This window comes from Xenorhabdus siamensis, assembly GCF_037996745.1.
GTDB classification, from domain to species: Bacteria; Pseudomonadota; Gammaproteobacteria; order Enterobacterales; family Enterobacteriaceae; genus Xenorhabdus; species Xenorhabdus indica.
In genome coordinates, this window is sequence record NZ_JBBMXE010000010.1 from 94,301 (window position 1) to 110,712 (window position 16,412).

General features: G+C 42.6%; 16 protein-coding genes. 11 read left to right on the forward strand and 5 right to left on the reverse strand.

Annotated elements, in window-relative coordinates:
* Positions 1-58: 58 nt before the first annotated feature.
* The 3 genes from bamE to nadK form a co-directional block, all read right to left on the reverse strand.
* Complete coding sequence (bamE, locus tag AAC852_RS10860; RefSeq protein WP_340621046.1) at positions 59-403, reverse strand: outer membrane protein assembly factor BamE; 345 nt, start codon at positions 401-403, stop codon at positions 59-61.
* A 201-nt stretch (positions 404-604) separates the two neighbouring features.
* Entirely contained in the window at positions 605-2,278 is a 1,674-nt protein-coding gene (gene recN, locus AAC852_RS10865) for a DNA repair protein RecN (protein WP_340621047.1), read from the reverse strand.
* Positions 2,279-2,414: 136 nt separating this feature from the next.
* Positions 2,415-3,293 (reverse strand): NAD(+) kinase, encoded by an 879-nt coding sequence (gene nadK / locus AAC852_RS10870; RefSeq protein WP_340621190.1) that lies wholly within the window; start codon positions 3,291-3,293, stop codon positions 2,415-2,417.
* A 124-nt stretch (positions 3,294-3,417) separates the two neighbouring features.
* Here nadK and grpE point away from each other — a divergent pair, with 124 nt between their 5' ends.
* Positions 3,418-3,999 (forward strand): nucleotide exchange factor GrpE, encoded by a 582-nt coding sequence (gene grpE / locus AAC852_RS10875; protein WP_340621048.1) that lies wholly within the window; start codon positions 3,418-3,420, stop codon positions 3,997-3,999.
* A gap of 63 nt (positions 4,000-4,062) precedes the next feature.
* Here grpE and ung read toward each other — a convergent pair whose 3' ends face one another.
* A complete protein-coding gene (ung, locus tag AAC852_RS10880) occupies positions 4,063-4,743 on the reverse strand; it encodes a uracil-DNA glycosylase (protein ID WP_340621049.1) in 681 nt (226 codons plus the stop codon).
* A gap of 350 nt (positions 4,744-5,093) precedes the next feature.
* Between ung and AAC852_RS10885 the strand changes: the two genes are divergently transcribed.
* The gene (locus AAC852_RS10885) at positions 5,094-6,293 is read left to right on the forward strand and encodes a Tle-like phospholipase domain-containing protein (protein WP_340621050.1); all 1,200 of its coding nucleotides are present in this window, start codon (positions 5,094-5,096) and stop codon (positions 6,291-6,293) included.
* A gap of 85 nt (positions 6,294-6,378) precedes the next feature.
* On the opposite strand, the gene srmB is transcribed toward AAC852_RS10885, so the two are convergent.
* Entirely contained in the window at positions 6,379-7,719 is a 1,341-nt protein-coding gene (gene srmB, locus AAC852_RS10890; RefSeq protein ID WP_340621051.1) for an ATP-dependent RNA helicase SrmB, read from the reverse strand.
* 161 nt (positions 7,720-7,880) lie between these two features.
* Here srmB and trmN point away from each other — a divergent pair, with 161 nt between their 5' ends.
* The 9 genes from trmN to era all read left to right on the forward strand — a co-directional run bounded on the left by trmN (position 7,881) and on the right by era (position 16,412).
* A complete protein-coding gene (gene trmN / locus AAC852_RS10895) occupies positions 7,881-8,618 on the forward strand; it encodes a tRNA(1)(Val) (adenine(37)-N(6))-methyltransferase TrmN (protein WP_340621052.1) in 738 nt (245 codons plus the stop codon).
* Between the two features lie 289 nt (positions 8,619-8,907).
* Entirely contained in the window at positions 8,908-9,483 is a 576-nt protein-coding gene (gene rpoE, locus AAC852_RS10900) for an RNA polymerase sigma factor RpoE (RefSeq protein ID WP_047684045.1), read from the forward strand.
* Positions 9,484-9,525: 42 nt separating this feature from the next.
* On the forward strand, positions 9,526-10,176 hold the full coding sequence (gene rseA / locus AAC852_RS10905; protein ID WP_340621053.1) for an anti-sigma-E factor RseA: 651 nt from the start codon (positions 9,526-9,528) through the stop codon (positions 10,174-10,176).
* Positions 10,177-10,178: 2 nt separating this feature from the next.
* Positions 10,179-11,138, forward strand: coding sequence for a sigma-E factor regulatory protein RseB (gene rseB, locus AAC852_RS10910; protein WP_340621054.1), 960 nt, complete (start codon positions 10,179-10,181; stop codon positions 11,136-11,138).
* Positions 11,138-11,602: a SoxR-reducing system protein RseC gene (gene rseC, locus AAC852_RS10915; RefSeq protein WP_340621055.1), complete on the forward strand. Its 465-nt coding sequence runs from the start codon at positions 11,138-11,140 to the stop codon at positions 11,600-11,602. The genes rseB and rseC overlap by 1 nt, the downstream gene beginning before the upstream one ends.
* A gap of 235 nt (positions 11,603-11,837) precedes the next feature.
* Positions 11,838-13,631, forward strand: coding sequence for a translation elongation factor 4 (gene lepA, locus AAC852_RS10920; RefSeq protein WP_340621056.1), 1,794 nt, complete (start codon positions 11,838-11,840; stop codon positions 13,629-13,631).
* A 24-nt stretch (positions 13,632-13,655) separates the two neighbouring features.
* The gene (gene lepB, locus AAC852_RS10925) at positions 13,656-14,624 is read left to right on the forward strand and encodes a signal peptidase I (RefSeq protein WP_340621057.1); all 969 of its coding nucleotides are present in this window, start codon (positions 13,656-13,658) and stop codon (positions 14,622-14,624) included.
* A 205-nt stretch (positions 14,625-14,829) separates the two neighbouring features.
* Positions 14,830-15,510 carry a ribonuclease III gene (gene rnc / locus AAC852_RS10930; protein WP_340621058.1) on the forward strand — a complete coding sequence of 227 codons (681 nt, stop codon included), beginning with the start codon at positions 14,830-14,832 and terminating at the stop codon, positions 15,508-15,510.
* Entirely contained in the window at positions 15,507-16,412 is a 906-nt protein-coding gene (era, locus tag AAC852_RS10935) for a GTPase Era (RefSeq protein WP_340621059.1), read from the forward strand. The genes rnc and era overlap by 4 nt, the downstream gene beginning before the upstream one ends.

Here is a 16,412-nt window from a genome sequence, read left to right on the forward strand (position 1 = left end):
ATCTATTTGATATTTATGCGCCAAATAACTATCTGGCGCATAAGTAAAATTTCATATTTTACCCATTTTGAGGTAAAGTTTTTTCATTTTTGATATCAGTTAAAACACTATTGCTATCAAAAGTGAGTGTCAGTGTCTCTTGTTTTACTTTCGCATGGCCGAGTTGCTGACGGAAGATGTAATACCAGGTTTGGCTCCCAAATGGGTCTGTCAGCATTGGTGTTCCCAAAGTGTAAGCAACTTGTTGTTGAGTCATCCCTTTATGAATTTTTGATACCTCAGTCGGTGTCAGGTAATTCCCTTGATTAATATCAGGACGATAAACAACTCGCTCAAACATAGAGCAACCCGCAGTTAGCATAACCAACGATACAGTAGCGGCAGTCAACAATTTACAGCGCATAGTAATTACATTCCTTTAGGAGTCAGGCCGTCGATAATAATAAACATTATAGAGTTTGAAAACCTCTATGCTATTTACTTATATCTTTAATTTTGAAATCTGTAAAATATATGACTTCAAGTATACAAAAAAGTTGTATACACGTCGTCTTTCAAGTTACAGCTTTGTTGACTGCACCTTGAAATCCATAGGGTATTTAATTTATGCCTCTAACAGTTCTTTTGCATTAGCTAGCGTATTTTTTGTAACTTCACTACCTGCCAAGAGACGGGCAAGCTCCTGAAGACGAGATTTTTTGTCCAATAGCTGCATTTGGGTTTCTGTTTCTTCTCCGTCAGTTTGTTTGCTGACGTAAAAGTGTTGGTGACCACATCCTGCAACTTGCGGTAAATGTGTAACACACATAACTTGGGTTGATTCGCCTAATTCACGGAGAAGTCTGCCTACAATCATTGCTGTTGGGCCACTGATACCAACATCAACCTCGTCGAAAATTAATGCCGGAGTTTCCGTTTTTTTAGCGGTAATCACCTGAATAGCCAGAGCAATACGAGAAAGCTCGCCACCTGAAGCCACTTTCGCCAGTGCTTGATGAGGCTGCCCTGGATTAGTTGTAACGTTAAACTCCACTTTGCTGGCACCATCAATATTTAAATGTTCAGGCTCGAATATAACATCAATAGTGAAACGCCCATGAGGCATGGAAAGCTGGTGCATACTGTTGGTGATAAGTTGGCTTAATTCAAGAGCATACTGTTGGCGGACCTGATGCAGTTTTTCTGCAACGTTGAGTGCTTGTTGATAGTGTAAGCTAACAAGTTCACTGAGATGAGCACAATCATCTTCTTGCTGTGAAAGTTGGTGTTGTTCTTCCAGAAGCTGCTGGTGTAGAGCCGGTAGTTCTTCCGGGGAGACATAATGCTTACGCGCGATACTGATTTGTCGCGATATTTTTTGTTCTAATTCAAACAGGCGGTTAGGATCTAGTTCCAGTTGATCACTATAATGACGCAATTCATCACTGACTTCACTGATTTGGATAGCAGCTTCTTCCAGCATGTTGAGTGATCCACTGAGTTTATGATCCATACTGGCAAGGTCAGTCAGTTCATTTCGTGCGTAACTGAGAAGGCTAACGATATTTTGTTCATCATTGTCACTTAATATCTGGAGAATATTTTGGCTGGCGGACAAAAACTGACCGCAATTTGCCAGGCGTTTATATTCGCTGTCCTGCTCTTGATATTCACCAGCTTGAGGTGCAAGTTCGTTCAGTTCTTTCAGATGATATTCCAGTAGTTGCTGTCGAGAGCGACGTTCAAGTGCTTGTTGTTGGAATTGGGCAAGTGCCTGACAGCTTTGTCTCCATTGCTGATATGCCTGTTTCATTTCATTTTGCAACACAAATTCGCCGGCATAGATGTCCAGTAAATGTCTTTGATGACGATTTTCTAAAAGTAACTGATGGGCATGTTGCCCGTGGATTTGAATCAGGTGTGAACCTAATTCACGAAGTTGGGAAAGAGGAACCGCAGTACCATTGATAAAACCACGGGAACGCCCGTCTGCGGTAATAGTACGCCGTAGCAGGCACTCATTATCATCATCAAAACTACCGTCGAGTTGATGATTTTCAAGCCACTTACGGGCAGAAGGAGCATCGGACAGCAAAAAGCGGGCACAAATGTCAGTACGGGGAGCACCAGCACGAACCATATTCGCTTCGCCACGATTACCGAGGCATAAACCCAGTGCATCAATTGCAATTGATTTACCTGCCCCGGTTTCTCCTGTGATAGTTGTCATTCCTGAGCGAAAATCAATTTCAAGTTCGCGAACAATGGCAAAATTACTGATGGTCAATTGAGCCAACATCGTGCTCCTCCTACCTTTTCCTATACTGAAGATCATGTTTTTATAATAAGTTCATGTTCCTGTGTATAAAAACATGTCTGTTCTTCCATACAGTATAAACTGGTTTTTTATACAGTAAAGTAGGAAAGCTGAGTTTTTAGAACATTTTTTTCGACCAGCCTAATTTAGTACTTAATGTATTGAAGTAGTTGTAATCTTTCGGGTGGATTAAATGCAGGTTATATTCGCTGCGTTTAATGATAACTTCTTCACCATCCTGGATTGGTAAGACAATTTGGCTATCGCAACTGACTTCGTAACCACTGCTGTTTTGGGCAAATTTCAGACGAATGCGACTTCCGCTACTGATGACAAGAGGACGAGCAGAAAGCGTGTGTGGAAACATGGGAACCAGCACAATAGCATCCAGGTTCGGTGTCAGAATTGGCCCACCGGCTGATAGAGAGTAGGCTGTAGAACCGGTAGGTGTTGCTATGATTAAGCCATCTGAGCGTTGCGAAAACGCAAATCGCTCATCAATATAAACTTCGAAATCGATCATATGGGCAACTTTTCCAGGATGCAGAACGACTTCATTTAGTGCTGTACTGTGCCGTGGTTTCTGGCCTTTTTTCGTGACTTGTGCTTCCAGTAGAAAGCGTTTTTCATCCCGATATTCTCCATTGAGAACTTCAGAAAGTTGTTGCAGGGCATTATCGGGATCTAGGTCCGTCAGAAAGCCTAAATTACCACGGTTAATACCGATGACTTTAATATCATAGCGTGCCAATACCCTGGCTGCTCCTAGCATATTTCCGTCACCACCAACGACAATCACCAAATCAGCCATTTTGCCAATTTCGGTTAGTCCTCCGGTCTGGGCGCCTTGTAAATTAATATCTTTTGCAACTTGTCTATCAACAATGACACAGTAACCTTTAGATACCAGCCAGTGATACAGTATTTCATGGGTGGTTAGTGCTTCAGGATGACGTGGCCGACCGACAATACCGATGCATTTGAATTCATTATTTATTGCTGTTATTTCCTGCAGCATATGGTTTTGCCCTCACAATATGATGTGTTCCCTTGAATCCCTCGTTTTGATCCCCATAATAAGCGGGAGTGGCGAAAATAATACAAAATACGCGGAGATATTCATGAGTAGTAAAGACCAAAAAGTACCTGACGAGCAAGTCTCAGAAAATACAGAAAATGTATTTGAGCAACAAAAAGATGCAGAAAAGGCAGACGCGCCAGAGACTGAAAATGTTGTTGACCCGCGTGTTGCCGAGTTGGAAGAGGAACTGAAACAGGCTCAATCTCGTGAGCGTGATGCGGTTTTGCGTGCTCGTGCTGAAGTGGATAATATTCGCCGTCGCGCTGAGCAGGATGTAGAAAAGGCGCATAAATTCGCATTGGAAAGATTTGCCAATGAACTTCTGCCAGTGATCGATAATCTGGAGCGTGCTTTGGAAGCGGCAGATCGTACCAATGAGACTTTGGCACCAATGATTGAAGGTATTGAACTGACACTGAAATCATTTATTGATGCAGTAGGTAAATTCGGCATTGAAGTTGTCAGTGATACTCATGTTCCTTTCAATCCGGAGGTGCATCAGGCGATGACTATGATGGAATCTGATCAACATGAACCAAATCAGGTAATGTTGGTAATGCAGAAAGGTTATACCCTGAATGGACGTCTGCTGCGTCCTGCAATGGTTGCCGTTTCTAAATAGAGATATGGATTCTATGATTGCAATGCCGCCGATAGAGGCGGCATTTTTGTAGATATGAGAGGGTTATTCAGGCAATACTGGATTCCAATCAATTGAAGTCAATCCTTGAGCTTCAAGCAACTGGTTAGCTTGGGAAAAGTGTTTGCAGCCTAAGAAACCACGGTGTGCTGATAATGGGGAAGGATGTGGGGCTTTCAGAACATGGTGTCGCTGGGTATCAATAATACGGCCTTTTTTCTGAGCGTGAGAACCCCAAAGCAGGAAAATGACACCGTGTCGGTGTTCATTGATTGCTGCAATTACCCTGTCAGTGAATGTTTCCCAACCCAAATTAGCATGGGAATGGGCATTTCCTCGTTCAACCGTCAGCACGGTATTAAGCAGTAATACCCCCTGTTTTGCCCAACTAAGCAGGCAGCCATGATTGGGGGAATGAAATCCTTCAATGTCAGATTCCAGTTCTTTGTACATGTTGACGAGAGAAGGTGGTGCAGGAATACCCGGCTGGACTGAAAAAGCCAGTCCATGTGCTTGATTTGGCCCATGATAAGGGTCTTGCCCCAAAATAACCACTTTTACATCAGCCAGTTCAGTATAGCGAAATGCATTGAAAACATCTTGCTGCGGTGGATAGATTGTTTTGCCTGCTTTACGTTCATTGGCGACGTAAGCCAATGTATCAACGAAATAGGGTTGTGTCTTTTCATTACCGATGACATCGTGCCATGTGAGAGGTGCGGACATAGCGGATCCCGTTTTATATGATTATCAGATAGGCTTAAGCTTACCGATTCCCTTAGCGCAGGGGAACCCTCTGCGGTTAAACTTAAGCGAATTGATAGAAGAAAATACTGTTTTATGGATTTATTGTAAGTTTACGAGCGAGTAAATTTGTCGTTATTGTCTGTTCAATTTTTTTAGACCTGATCAAACCAGCATTAAATTATTACGTCTGTTTACTAAGTGTCAAATAGGGTAATTACTTTATATTGTTAATTAAAAATTAAATTTGATATAAAAATGTTAATAGTCCTGCCGATAAGAAGATCTAGATTAGTTTGTTATGTCTAACTTAAAATAGGTAGGAGTATCTTATGACTTTGACAATAAATACCAATTTTTTGAATCAGTTAGGACTCTCTCCTGTACAGGGAAATCAGGAAACTCCTCAGTTACTATCTTCTGGCAGCAAACTTCCAGCCAAAAATGAACACCTTTCCTTGCCAATAACTTCATTTTCAGAAAATACGAAACAAACCGATTTACTTTACCAATCATTGGTCAATGCTTCTCAAACCAAAGTTATGGAACCGCCTGAATTAGAGGCTAATGATATTGCAGGAAAAGATTCACAATTTATCGACTATGCATTGGTGCAGGTTACCCGTGACGCATACCGCAGAAATAGTTTTGGCATTGGTGACTATGTACGCATGTCAGATGATGAGCTCGTAAAGGCGGGTATTGATCCTGATATTCTGGATGACACTTCAACGGGATTTCAGGCAGGGATTTATCGTCATAAGGGGCTATATATTGTGTCAATTGCAGGATCGAACGAAATAAAGGATTTTATGGCAAGTATTCGTCAGGGGCTTGGGTATAATGAAAAACAATATAATCAGGCGGTAGAGTTGGCACAGGCGGCATTAAAGGCATTTGGTGAGAATGTGATTTTTACTGGTCATTCACTGGGAGGGGGACTGGCATCAATGGCTGCTCTGACAACAGGAAAGCCTGCTGTTATCTTTAATTCTGCCGGTGTTTCAGATTGGACTTTGAAACGAATGGGGTGGTCACCACAAGTAGCTCGTGAAATGGCAGACAAGGGGTTAATCCGAAATTATGTTGTTGAGAATGATTGGCTGCATAATTTACAAAAAGGGTTGCCACTTCCTCAGCCAATGGGAAACCAGATTTTGCTTGAGAATGAATACGAACCAGAAGACAATATAGTCGATACAATTTTGAACTACAGTTATGCGTTACATTCATTCAGAGCTCATTTTTTGGAAGCTATACAGGAACTACTGGTTATTCATAAGCCCTGGCAGGGTAAAGGGGATAGCAAGGAAAGTATGATGATGGCTGCCATGAGTGATGATATAAACGATGATGTTCATTATAACGAAAAATTGTCATTGCAAACATGGGCGATGGATATGAGTGAAAATGAACTTAATGCTTTGTTTGATGAACCTTGTTGTCAATTTGATTCACAGCAGAAATTAGATGCACAAAAGGTTAAGCAATATTATTCAGTTCATACTCATTCAAGTAGGTATCTCACATGATATATTGCACTTTCTTGTTTGTTATCAATGAAAAAGCGGGCAAATAGCCCGCTTATACCATATCAATTATTAATCGTGAAAATATTTAATCTTGAGTAGATTCTGTCGATTCTGGTCTGGGGTTACCTGAAGGAGAACGGCGTTTTCCGATGTTTTTACTGTCACGATGGCGCACTTTCACCCGTTTTTTCTTCGCTTCTTCTGCCTTTTTCTTTTCCTTACGTTTTTCCAGTACTTTTTTGGATGGTTTATGGCTTTTCTTTTCACTTGGTGCTTTGGTTTGCGGCCGCAGTTCATCTACAACCCGCATCTTCAGGGATTCATTGAGATAGCGACTGATTTTTCCAAGCAATAGATGATCATGAGATTCAACCAGCGCAATTGCGGTTCCTTTGCGACCCGCGCGGGCTGTACGGCCAATCCGGTGCAGGTAAACATCAGCAGTGCGCGGCAAGTCAAAGTTAAAAACGTGACTGATGTTTTCAATATCTAATCCACGGGAAGCAACGTCAGTTGCGACCAACACTTTGACTCTGCCATCATTCAGACGTTTTACTGCTTCGGTTCGTTTGGCCTGTACCATTTCACCTTCAAGGAAGCAGGACTGAATATCTGCCTGGTGCAGCCAATCCACTAATTCGCGAACACGCTCCCGTTTGCGCACAAAGACAATCGACTTTGTAACATCAGATTGTTTCAAGAGATGGCATAATAAGGCTATTTTATGTTCCAGATTATCAGCACGATAATAGAATTGCTGGATTTTTTTGCGTTCACGACGGGAAGGTTCTGCGTCAATTTCTACAGGGTCTGTCAGCAGGCGTTTCGCAAAATCACGAATAGCTTCACCTTCCAGTGTTGCGGAGAATAACAGTGTTTGTTTGCGCCATCGTGTTTCTCCAGCAATGGTTTCAACATCATTGGCAAACCCCATATCCAGCATACGATCTGCTTCATCAAGAATTAGGGTTTCTACCGCGCGGCAGTCAAAGTTCTCTTCTTTGATATATTGCAGCAGGCGTCCGGTGGTCGCGACAACAATGTCCTGATTCTCACTGAACACTTCTGCATGGTTCATATAGGCAACACCACCAGTAATAGTGGCAACATCCAGATTAGTGTGGGCAGCCAGCGCCTTAGCCTGTTCTGCAACTTGCATGGCTAATTCACGGGTTGGTGTTAGGATCAGAATACGTGGTGGCCCTGACTTTTTACGTGGAAAGTCCAGTAAATGTTGTAGAGCTGGCAGCAGGTAAGCTGCTGTTTTGCCTGTCCCTGTCGGCGCAGAACCCAGGACATCACGCCCATCCATAGCCGCAGGAATGGCCACTGCCTGAATTGCTGTCGGACGTTCATAGCCTTTGTCGTTCAACGCATCAAGCAGGCATTCATCAAGTTCGAATTCGGAAAAGTTTGTCGCAATCATCATATACCTCTGTTTGGGGCGCCGATTATAAACCAGGTTAGGCGCATTCTTCACCCTATAACATACGTCAATAATAAAAGTATCCGGTGTGTAAGTGGCTTTTATCCACGAGTTATAAGTTTTATGCTATGACGAATGTTTGATTTCAACAGATATAGTTCATGGTGTTAATAGATAAACCTGCTTTTCGTCGTGGTGGTTTCACATTTAAACAATTCTTCGTTGGGCATGATAAGTGTGCAATGAAAGTTGGTACGGATGGTGTGTTATTGGGAGCATGGGCACCTGTAGATAACAGAAAGTATTGTCTGGATATTGGGTGTGGTAGTGGTTTGATCGCATTAATGGTAGCGCAAAGGAGTGGTGGTACGGTGATTGATGCGGTAGAGCTGGATGCAGATGCAGCAATGCAGGCGACTGAAAATGTTCAGCGATCTCCGTGGGCTTCCCGTATTACCGTGTATCAGCAGGATATTTATGAATTTGCCCGGCAAAATGGTCGCCAGTATGATCTGATTGTGAGCAACCCTCCCTATTTTGAACCTGCGATTGATTGCCGCGATGAAGCACGCAATCAGGCACGTTATACAAAGTCATTGACTCATCAGGGGCTATTGGACTGCGTTGAGCATATGATTACCCCTGAAGGGCTTTTTTGTGTTGTACTTCCATATCAGATTGGCGAAGTCTTTGAAAAAATGGCCACAGAATGTGGTTGGTTTACCCATTATCGGGTCAATATTCGTGATAGGGTGGATAAACCGATACATCGTTTATTGTTGGGACTGGCCCGCCAAGAGAAAAAGATTCAAATCAGTGAACTGACCATCCGTGCAGCTGATGGTACATATTCAAACGAATTCCAGTACATGGTGAAAGATTTTTATCTTTATTGTTGATAGGGTTATCGTTAATAAGACAATTCAATTTCTTTGCGAAATATTAGGTTAAATCTTTCTATTTTTCGTCACTTGAAATCAAATGTTCCTCTGAATAGAGGCTATGATTTGTACTATAAATTAAGAATGCAATACAAAATAACAGGTGGTTGTAAGATAAAATTACAATCAAAGTTGAACTTCACGCGTAATTGACACTCAAAGGTGATGCTTGTTCGGGTAGCAAGATATCATAACTGGTGTAATTAAGTATAAATGTGGAGTTTTACCTCAGGAGAGTGAGTCTCGGATGAGCGAGCAGTTAACGGATCAAATGCTGGTCGAGCGAGTACAGAAAGGCGACCAAAAAGCATTTAATTTGCTGGTAGTTAGATACCAGCATAAAGTAGCGAGCTTAATTGCCCGTTACGTACCTCAGGGCGATGTTCCTGATGTCGCTCAAGAGGTATTTATTAAAACTTATCGGGCACTGTCTTCTTTCCGTGGTGATAGTGCCTTTTACACGTGGTTGTACCGTATTGCCGTTAATACTGCGAAAAATTATTTAGTTGCTCAGGGGCGTCGTCCACCATCCAATGATTTGGATGCTAATGATGCAGAAAATTATGATACGTCAAGTTCCTTGAAAGAAATTTCGAACCCTGAGAATTTAATGTTGTCAGAAGAATTAAAGGAAGTGGTATTCCGTACCATTGAATCGCTTCCGGAGGATTTGCGGATAGCAATTACACTTCGGGAGTTGGATGGGCTGAGCTATGAAGAAATAGCTGTCATTATGGATTGTCCTGTAGGCACTGTTCGTTCACGAATATTTCGGGCAAGAGAAGCCATTGATAATAAAGTTCAACCCCTGATCCAACAGTAGTGGAAACGGTAGTGGAACAAAACAATATTGAAGGTACTTGGCATGCAAAGAGAGAAACTTTCCGCATTAATGGATGGAGAAGCTCTTGATAGTGAAATCGTTCGTTTGATCTCTGAAGATGCTTTAATGCAGAAGCAGTGGGAAAGATATCACCTCATCCGTGATACATTACGTGGTGATGTCGGTGAGGTATTGCATTTGGATATCGCTAGTCAAGTGGCGCAGGCGCTTGAAAAAGAACCCGTCCATATCACTCCAGCAGTTGTTCCGGAATCTCAGCCAAAACCTGAAACATGGCAGAAAATGCCGTTCTGGCATAAGCTTCAGCCTTGGGTAAGTCAGATGACACAAGTGGGTATAGCAGCTTGTGTATCTCTGGCCGTGATTATTGGTGTTCAGCAATACAATAGCAGTGGCAGTGGGGCTGAAACCGATATTCAATCTGATAACCCAGTCTTCAATACGTTGCCGGTAATGGGTTCCGCTTCGCCTGTTGGTTTATCTGTTCCTGGCGAGAATGATGCTTTTGGTGGTGACTTGAGTATGCAGATACGGGAAAGCAATAAACGTATTGACGCAATGTTGCAGCAGTATGAACTTTCCCGGCGTATCAATGCAGAAAGGGAGCAAGCGTCGGAAGTTGGGAATACACAGTCCGGAGAACAAAGACAGCAAGCTCAGAATAAGCGATAAAAATGAAATATATCGGTTTTTTCATTTTATTATGCGGGAGCTTGTTGAGTCCTTCGAAAGCCTCGGTTCAACAAAGCAGTGCCGGGGCTTTGTTACAGGATATGCGGTATTCTGTACAAACTTTCGCCTATGAACTTGCTTTTATTAATTTGAGCCAGCAATTTTTGATACCGCTGCGGTATCGTCATGCCATCATTGACAATCAACCCATAGCGCAAATTATTCAGATGGACAGCACTCGCCGTGAAATTGTTCAACGCGGTAATCAGATCAGCTATTACGAATCGGGCCTGGATTCATTCAGTTTACGTGGCAACCATATTGTGGATTATCTTCCACCAATTATCTTTGCTGATTTTTCTCGATTACAGAAATTTTATAATTTCATTGATGCGGGCTCTACTCACGTTGGTGATAACCCTGTACATTTTGTACGTATAATATCCAAAGATAACGACCGTTATAACTATAATTTATTGATAGATAAAAAAAGCTATCTTCCTCTGTTTATTGAGCTATTTGATCAGGAAGAAATGAGGGTTGTTGAACAATTCCGGGTTGTATCGTCGAGAGTGAATGACGAGATAAAGCAGGAATTGAGAGCCATTGTTGATTTGAAATTACCGCCGATGTTGGTCACTCCAGAGTCCGAAGGAACAGTGAAGTTTGATTGGAAGGTTGGCAAATTACCTGAAGGTTTTAAGGAAGTTTCCCGTAACAGGAATTGGCTATCAAAAACAGAATTATTGGAATCCATTATGTATAGTGATGGGTTGTTTAATTTTTCTGTAAATGTAGTAAATACTGGTGCAAAGGTAGCTGATGAACCGCTGTATCGACAAGGCAGGCGAACAGTTTATACTGTGTCCAAAGGGAAAAACAGCATCGCTGTGATTGGCGAATTACCCCTTGCAACAATTAAACAGATTGCCGCCAGCGTTACGTTTGTGGGGAATAACTGATGGTTAAAGAATGGGCAACTGTTGTTCGTTGGCAGCAGGGGCGAGCATTATTACGTTATGGCTCATCTTCAGGTTGTGGTAGTTGTCAGGCTAAAGCAGCTTGTGGTTCTTACTTGTTAGAAAAACTAGGGCCAGAGAGTATTCATCAATTGGAACTGGAAATTGCGCAACCGCTTCAACCGGGGCAAAAAGTAGAAGTCGGTATTCCTGAAAGTAGCTTGTTACGTTCAGCCATGCTGGTTTATCTAACCCCGTTATTAGGTCTGTTTTTAGGTGGTCTGTTTTGCCAATATTGGACTACTGACCAGTTATGGGTATGTATAGGGGGAATTATCGGTGGTATTGCCGGTTTTGCTCTTGCCCGTAAGATCGCCGCATACTGGGATAGTCAACAAGCATACCAACCGGTTGTATTACAAATTGGTTTACCTCCCGATACGGTTAAGGTTCTGCATCAGGAATAATCTGTTTTACCATACTTATTTTCACGATTTTTTTCAGGAATGTTTTTACTTTCTGGTCATACTGAATGGGTTAGATTGAAAACCACAGGCATGACTAGGTTTTCACAGGTTTGGCATGTAGAATACGGCTCCTCAGGCCAGTGGCCAAACCTATAAACTATAAATGTCGCTTTATGTCCATCTGTGTGTCCATAGGCGAATGATCCAGAAATATTAAGGCAAAAAAGATTTAATAATGAAGCAAATAAGAAATTTCTCCATTATCGCCCACATCGACCACGGGAAGTCCACGCTATCTGACCGGATTATTCAAATCTGTGGGGGGCTGTCAGACCGAGAAATGGCAGCACAAGTATTGGATTCAATGGATCTTGAACGTGAGCGTGGTATCACTATCAAGGCACAAAGCGTCACCCTTGATTACAAGGCAACTGACGGAAATGTTTATCAATTAAACTTTATCGACACTCCGGGGCATGTTGATTTCTCTTACGAAGTTTCCCGCTCTTTGGCTGCCTGCGAAGGCGCATTGTTAGTTGTTGATGCAGGGCAAGGGGTTGAAGCTCAAACACTGGCTAACTGCTATACAGCCATTGAAATGGATTTGGAAGTTGTCCCGGTTTTGAACAAAATTGACTTGCCCGCCGCAGAGCCAGAACGCGTTGCAGAAGAAATTGAAGACATCGTTGGTATTGATGCAACAGATGCTGTTCGTTGTTCTGCAAAAACCGGACTGGGTGTACAGGATGTTATTGAACGTCTGGTTAAAGAGATCCCACCACCAGAAGGTGATCCTGAAGCGCCACTACAGGCTTTGATTATCGATTCATGGTTTGATAATTACCTCGGCGTTGTTTCACTTGTTCGTATTAAGAACGGTACTTTGCGTAAAGGCGACAAAATCAAGGTAATGAGTACTGGTCAGGTATATAACGCTGATCGTTTGGGGATCTTTACACCGAAACGTGTTGACCGTGAGGTACTGCACTGTGGGGAAGTAGGTTGGTTGGTTTGTGCGATTAAAGATATCCTTGGTGCGCCAGTCGGTGATACTTTGACAACAGCACGTCAGCCAGCAGATAAGCCTCTGCCGGGCTTCAAAAAAGTGAAACCTCAGGTTTATGCAGGCTTATTTCCAGTCAGCTCTGATGACTATGAAGCATTCCGTGATGCTTTAGGTAAATTGAGTCTGAACGATGCGTCCCTGTTTTACGAGCCAGAAAGTTCCACAGCATTGGGTTTTGGTTTCCGTTGTGGTTTCTTGGGCTTACTGCATATGGAGATCATTCAGGAGCGTTTGGAGCGTGAATATAACCTTGACTTGATCACCACAGCACCAACCGTTGTTTATGAAGTTGAGACAACCACGGGTGACATCATTTATGTGGATAGTCCATCCAAGTTACCGCCCTTAAACAATATTAAAGAGCTACGTGAACCTATTGCAGAATGTCACATGCTGTTGCCGCAGGAATATCTCGGTAATGTCATCACACTCTGTGTAGAGAAACGTGGTGTTCAGACTAATATGGTTTATCACGGTAATCAGGTTGCGCTGACATACCAAATACCAATGGCGGAAGTGGTGCTGGATTTCTTTGACCGTCTGAAATCTACGTCTCGCGGTTATGCATCGCTGGACTATAATTTTGTCCGTTTCCAGCATTCGGACATGGTACGTGTGGATGTCTTGATTAACGGTGAACGAGTTGATGCACTGGCGTTGATCACCCATCGTGATAACTCACAATACCGTGGTCGTGAGCTGGTGGAAAAAATGAAAGAGCTGATCCCACGCCAACAATTTGATATTGCGATTCAGGCAGCTATCGGGACTCATATTATCGCACGTTCTACTGTTAAGCAGTTGCGTAAAAACGTATTGGCGAAATGTTATGGCGGTGACGTTAGCCGTAAGAAAAAGTTATTGCAGAAGCAGAAAGAAGGTAAAAAACGCATGAAGCAGGTCGGTAACGTTGAGCTGCCGCAAGAAGCCTTCTTAGCGATTCTGCATGTTGGAAAAGATTAATTAACAAGGTCGTAAGGAGTCTAAATGGCTAACACTTTTGCCTTGATCTTAACGTTAGCAACGTTAATCACTGGTATCATCTGGTGTATAGATCGTTTCAAATTTGCCCCTGAGCGCAAGAGAAAACTTGCTCAGGTTCAGGAACAGGCAGCAGGTCAGGAATCTCAGGAAGCTGCGATTAAACAAATAAATAAGCCTACATGGGTTGAGACATTTGCATCTGTTTTTCCGGTGTTAGCCATTGTTTGGATCTTGCGTTCTTTTGTGTATGAACCTTTCCAGATCCCTTCTGGTTCGATGATGCCTACCTTATTGACCGGGGATTTCATTCTAGTGGAAAAATTTGCTTATGGTTTGAAAGACCCGATCACGCAGACAACTCTGATTAAAACTGGTGAGCCTAAACGTGGGGATGTTGCAGTTTTTAAATACCCACTTAACCCAAGTATAGATTTTGTAAAACGGGTAATTGGTTTACCCGGAGACAAAATTGTTTACGATTACATGAATAAAGAACTTCATGTTTACCCCGGTTGTGGTCGAAATCCAGTCTGCAAAGGCATTTTTCCTATCACTTATAAGACCATGTACCCAAGTGAGTGGACTATCACAGATCAAGTTAAAAAAGACGGAACGATTGCCAGAGAAGTGCATCAAGTTCCTCTTATGGATGCATTAGGGCCATATAGTATTCGTCAAGGGGAGCGAGTAGAAACTTTGGACAAAGTTTCCCATCATATCCTGACACTTCCACGCTTGAATATACCAGAGTTCACACAGCCTGGTTTGCCGTTAGGAACCTGGGTTGTACCTGAAGGTGAATATTTCATGATGGGGGATAATCGTGACAATAGCTCTGATAGTCGTGTTTGGGGATTTGTACCGGAGAAAAATCTGGTAGGACGTGCAACGGCTATCTGGATCAGCTTTGAAAAACAGGAAGGTGAGTGGCCGACAGGCGTACGTCTGAGCCGAATTGGTGGAATTCACTAATATTTATATATTAGCGAAGCATTAATTTATCTCCCAGTGTAGAATATTCTCTCAAACGAGATGACTGGTTTTCTAAGATGATGAATATGTTAGGGAACCAGTGCAAACGCAACAGTTTTGTAGGGCCTATCTGATGTGTAATCAAAGCCTCACAGGTCTGTTGCGTGTGCTTTTATTTGACGGATTCTAACTGAATTGGTAGCACATGAACCCCATAATAATGAACAGGTTACAGCGCAAGCTGGGATATACCTTTATACAGAATGATTTATTACTTCAGGCGTTAACTCACCGCAGCGCCAGCAGTAAACATAATGAACGTCTGGAATTTCTTGGTGACTCAATTCTGAGTTTTGTCATTGCTAATGCGCTTTATCTCCGTTTTCCCCGTGTTGATGAAGGGGATATGAGCCGTATGCGTGCCACATTGGTGCGGGGCAATACGTTAGCAGAGCTTGCCAGAGAATTTGAATTGGGAGAATGTTTACGCTTGGGGCCGGGCGAATTAAAAAGTGGCGGCCACCGTCGTGAATCCATTTTAGCTGATAGTATCGAAGCCTTAATTGGTGCCATTTTTTTGGATAGCAATATTGAGACAGTCGAAAAGATTGTTTTAAATTGGTATGAAGCCCGCCTGAATGAAATTAGTCCGGGTGATAAACAAAAAGATCCCAAAACACGTTTACAAGAATATCTGCAAGGGCGCCATCTGCCGTTGCCATCATATCTGGTTGTTCAGGTTCGTGGAGAAGCACACGATCAGGAATTTACAATTCACTGCCAGGTCAGTGGATTTGAACAACCTGTCAGAGGAGTCGGTTCCAGCCGTCGCAAGGCAGAACAGGCGGCTGCAGAACAAGCATTAAAACAACTGGAGCTTGAATGAGCAAAGAAAAAAACTATTGCGGATTCGTTGCAATAGTCGGACGGCCCAACGTCGGTAAATCGACTTTATTGAATCAGTTACTGGGCCAAAAAGTATCAATCACTTCCCGTAAACCCCAAACGACACGACATCGTATCATGGGTATCCATACGGAAGGTGCTTATCAGACGATTTATGTAGATACGCCGGGCCTCCACATTGAAGAAAAGCGAGCGATTAACCGCCTGATGAACCGTGCTGCGAGTAGTTCAATCGGGGATGTGGAGCTGGTCATTTTTGTTGTGGAAGGTACTCACTGGACACCAGATGACGAAATGGTTGTAAATAAGCTGCGTAACTTACGTTGTCCGGTCATGTTGGCTATCAATAAGGTCGACAATGTTACCGATAAAACTATTCTTCTGCCACACATTGGTTTTCTCAGCAAAAAGATGAACTTCATCGATGTTGTACCGATCAGTGCAGAAAAAAACATGAACATTGATACGATTGCCAAAGTTGTGCGTGAGCATATTCCAGAAGCAGAGCATCATTTCCCTGAAGATTACATTACTGATCGTTCACAGCGTTTCATGGCATCTGAAATTATCCGTGAAAAACTGATGCGTTTTCTGGGTGATGAACTGCCTTATTCAGTAACAGTCGAAATTGAACAATTCGCTGTTAATGAACGTGGTGGTTATACTATTCATGGTCTGATTCTGGTAGAGCGTGAAGGCCAAAAGAAAATGGTTATTGGTAACAAAGGCAGCAAAATCAAAACCATTGGAACAGAAGCTCGTCAGGATATGGAAAAACTGTTTGATGTTAAAGTTCATCTGGAACTATGGGTTAAAGTGAAAGCTGGCTGGGCTGATGATGAACGAGCTCTGCGCAGCCTTGGTTATATTGACGATTTATAA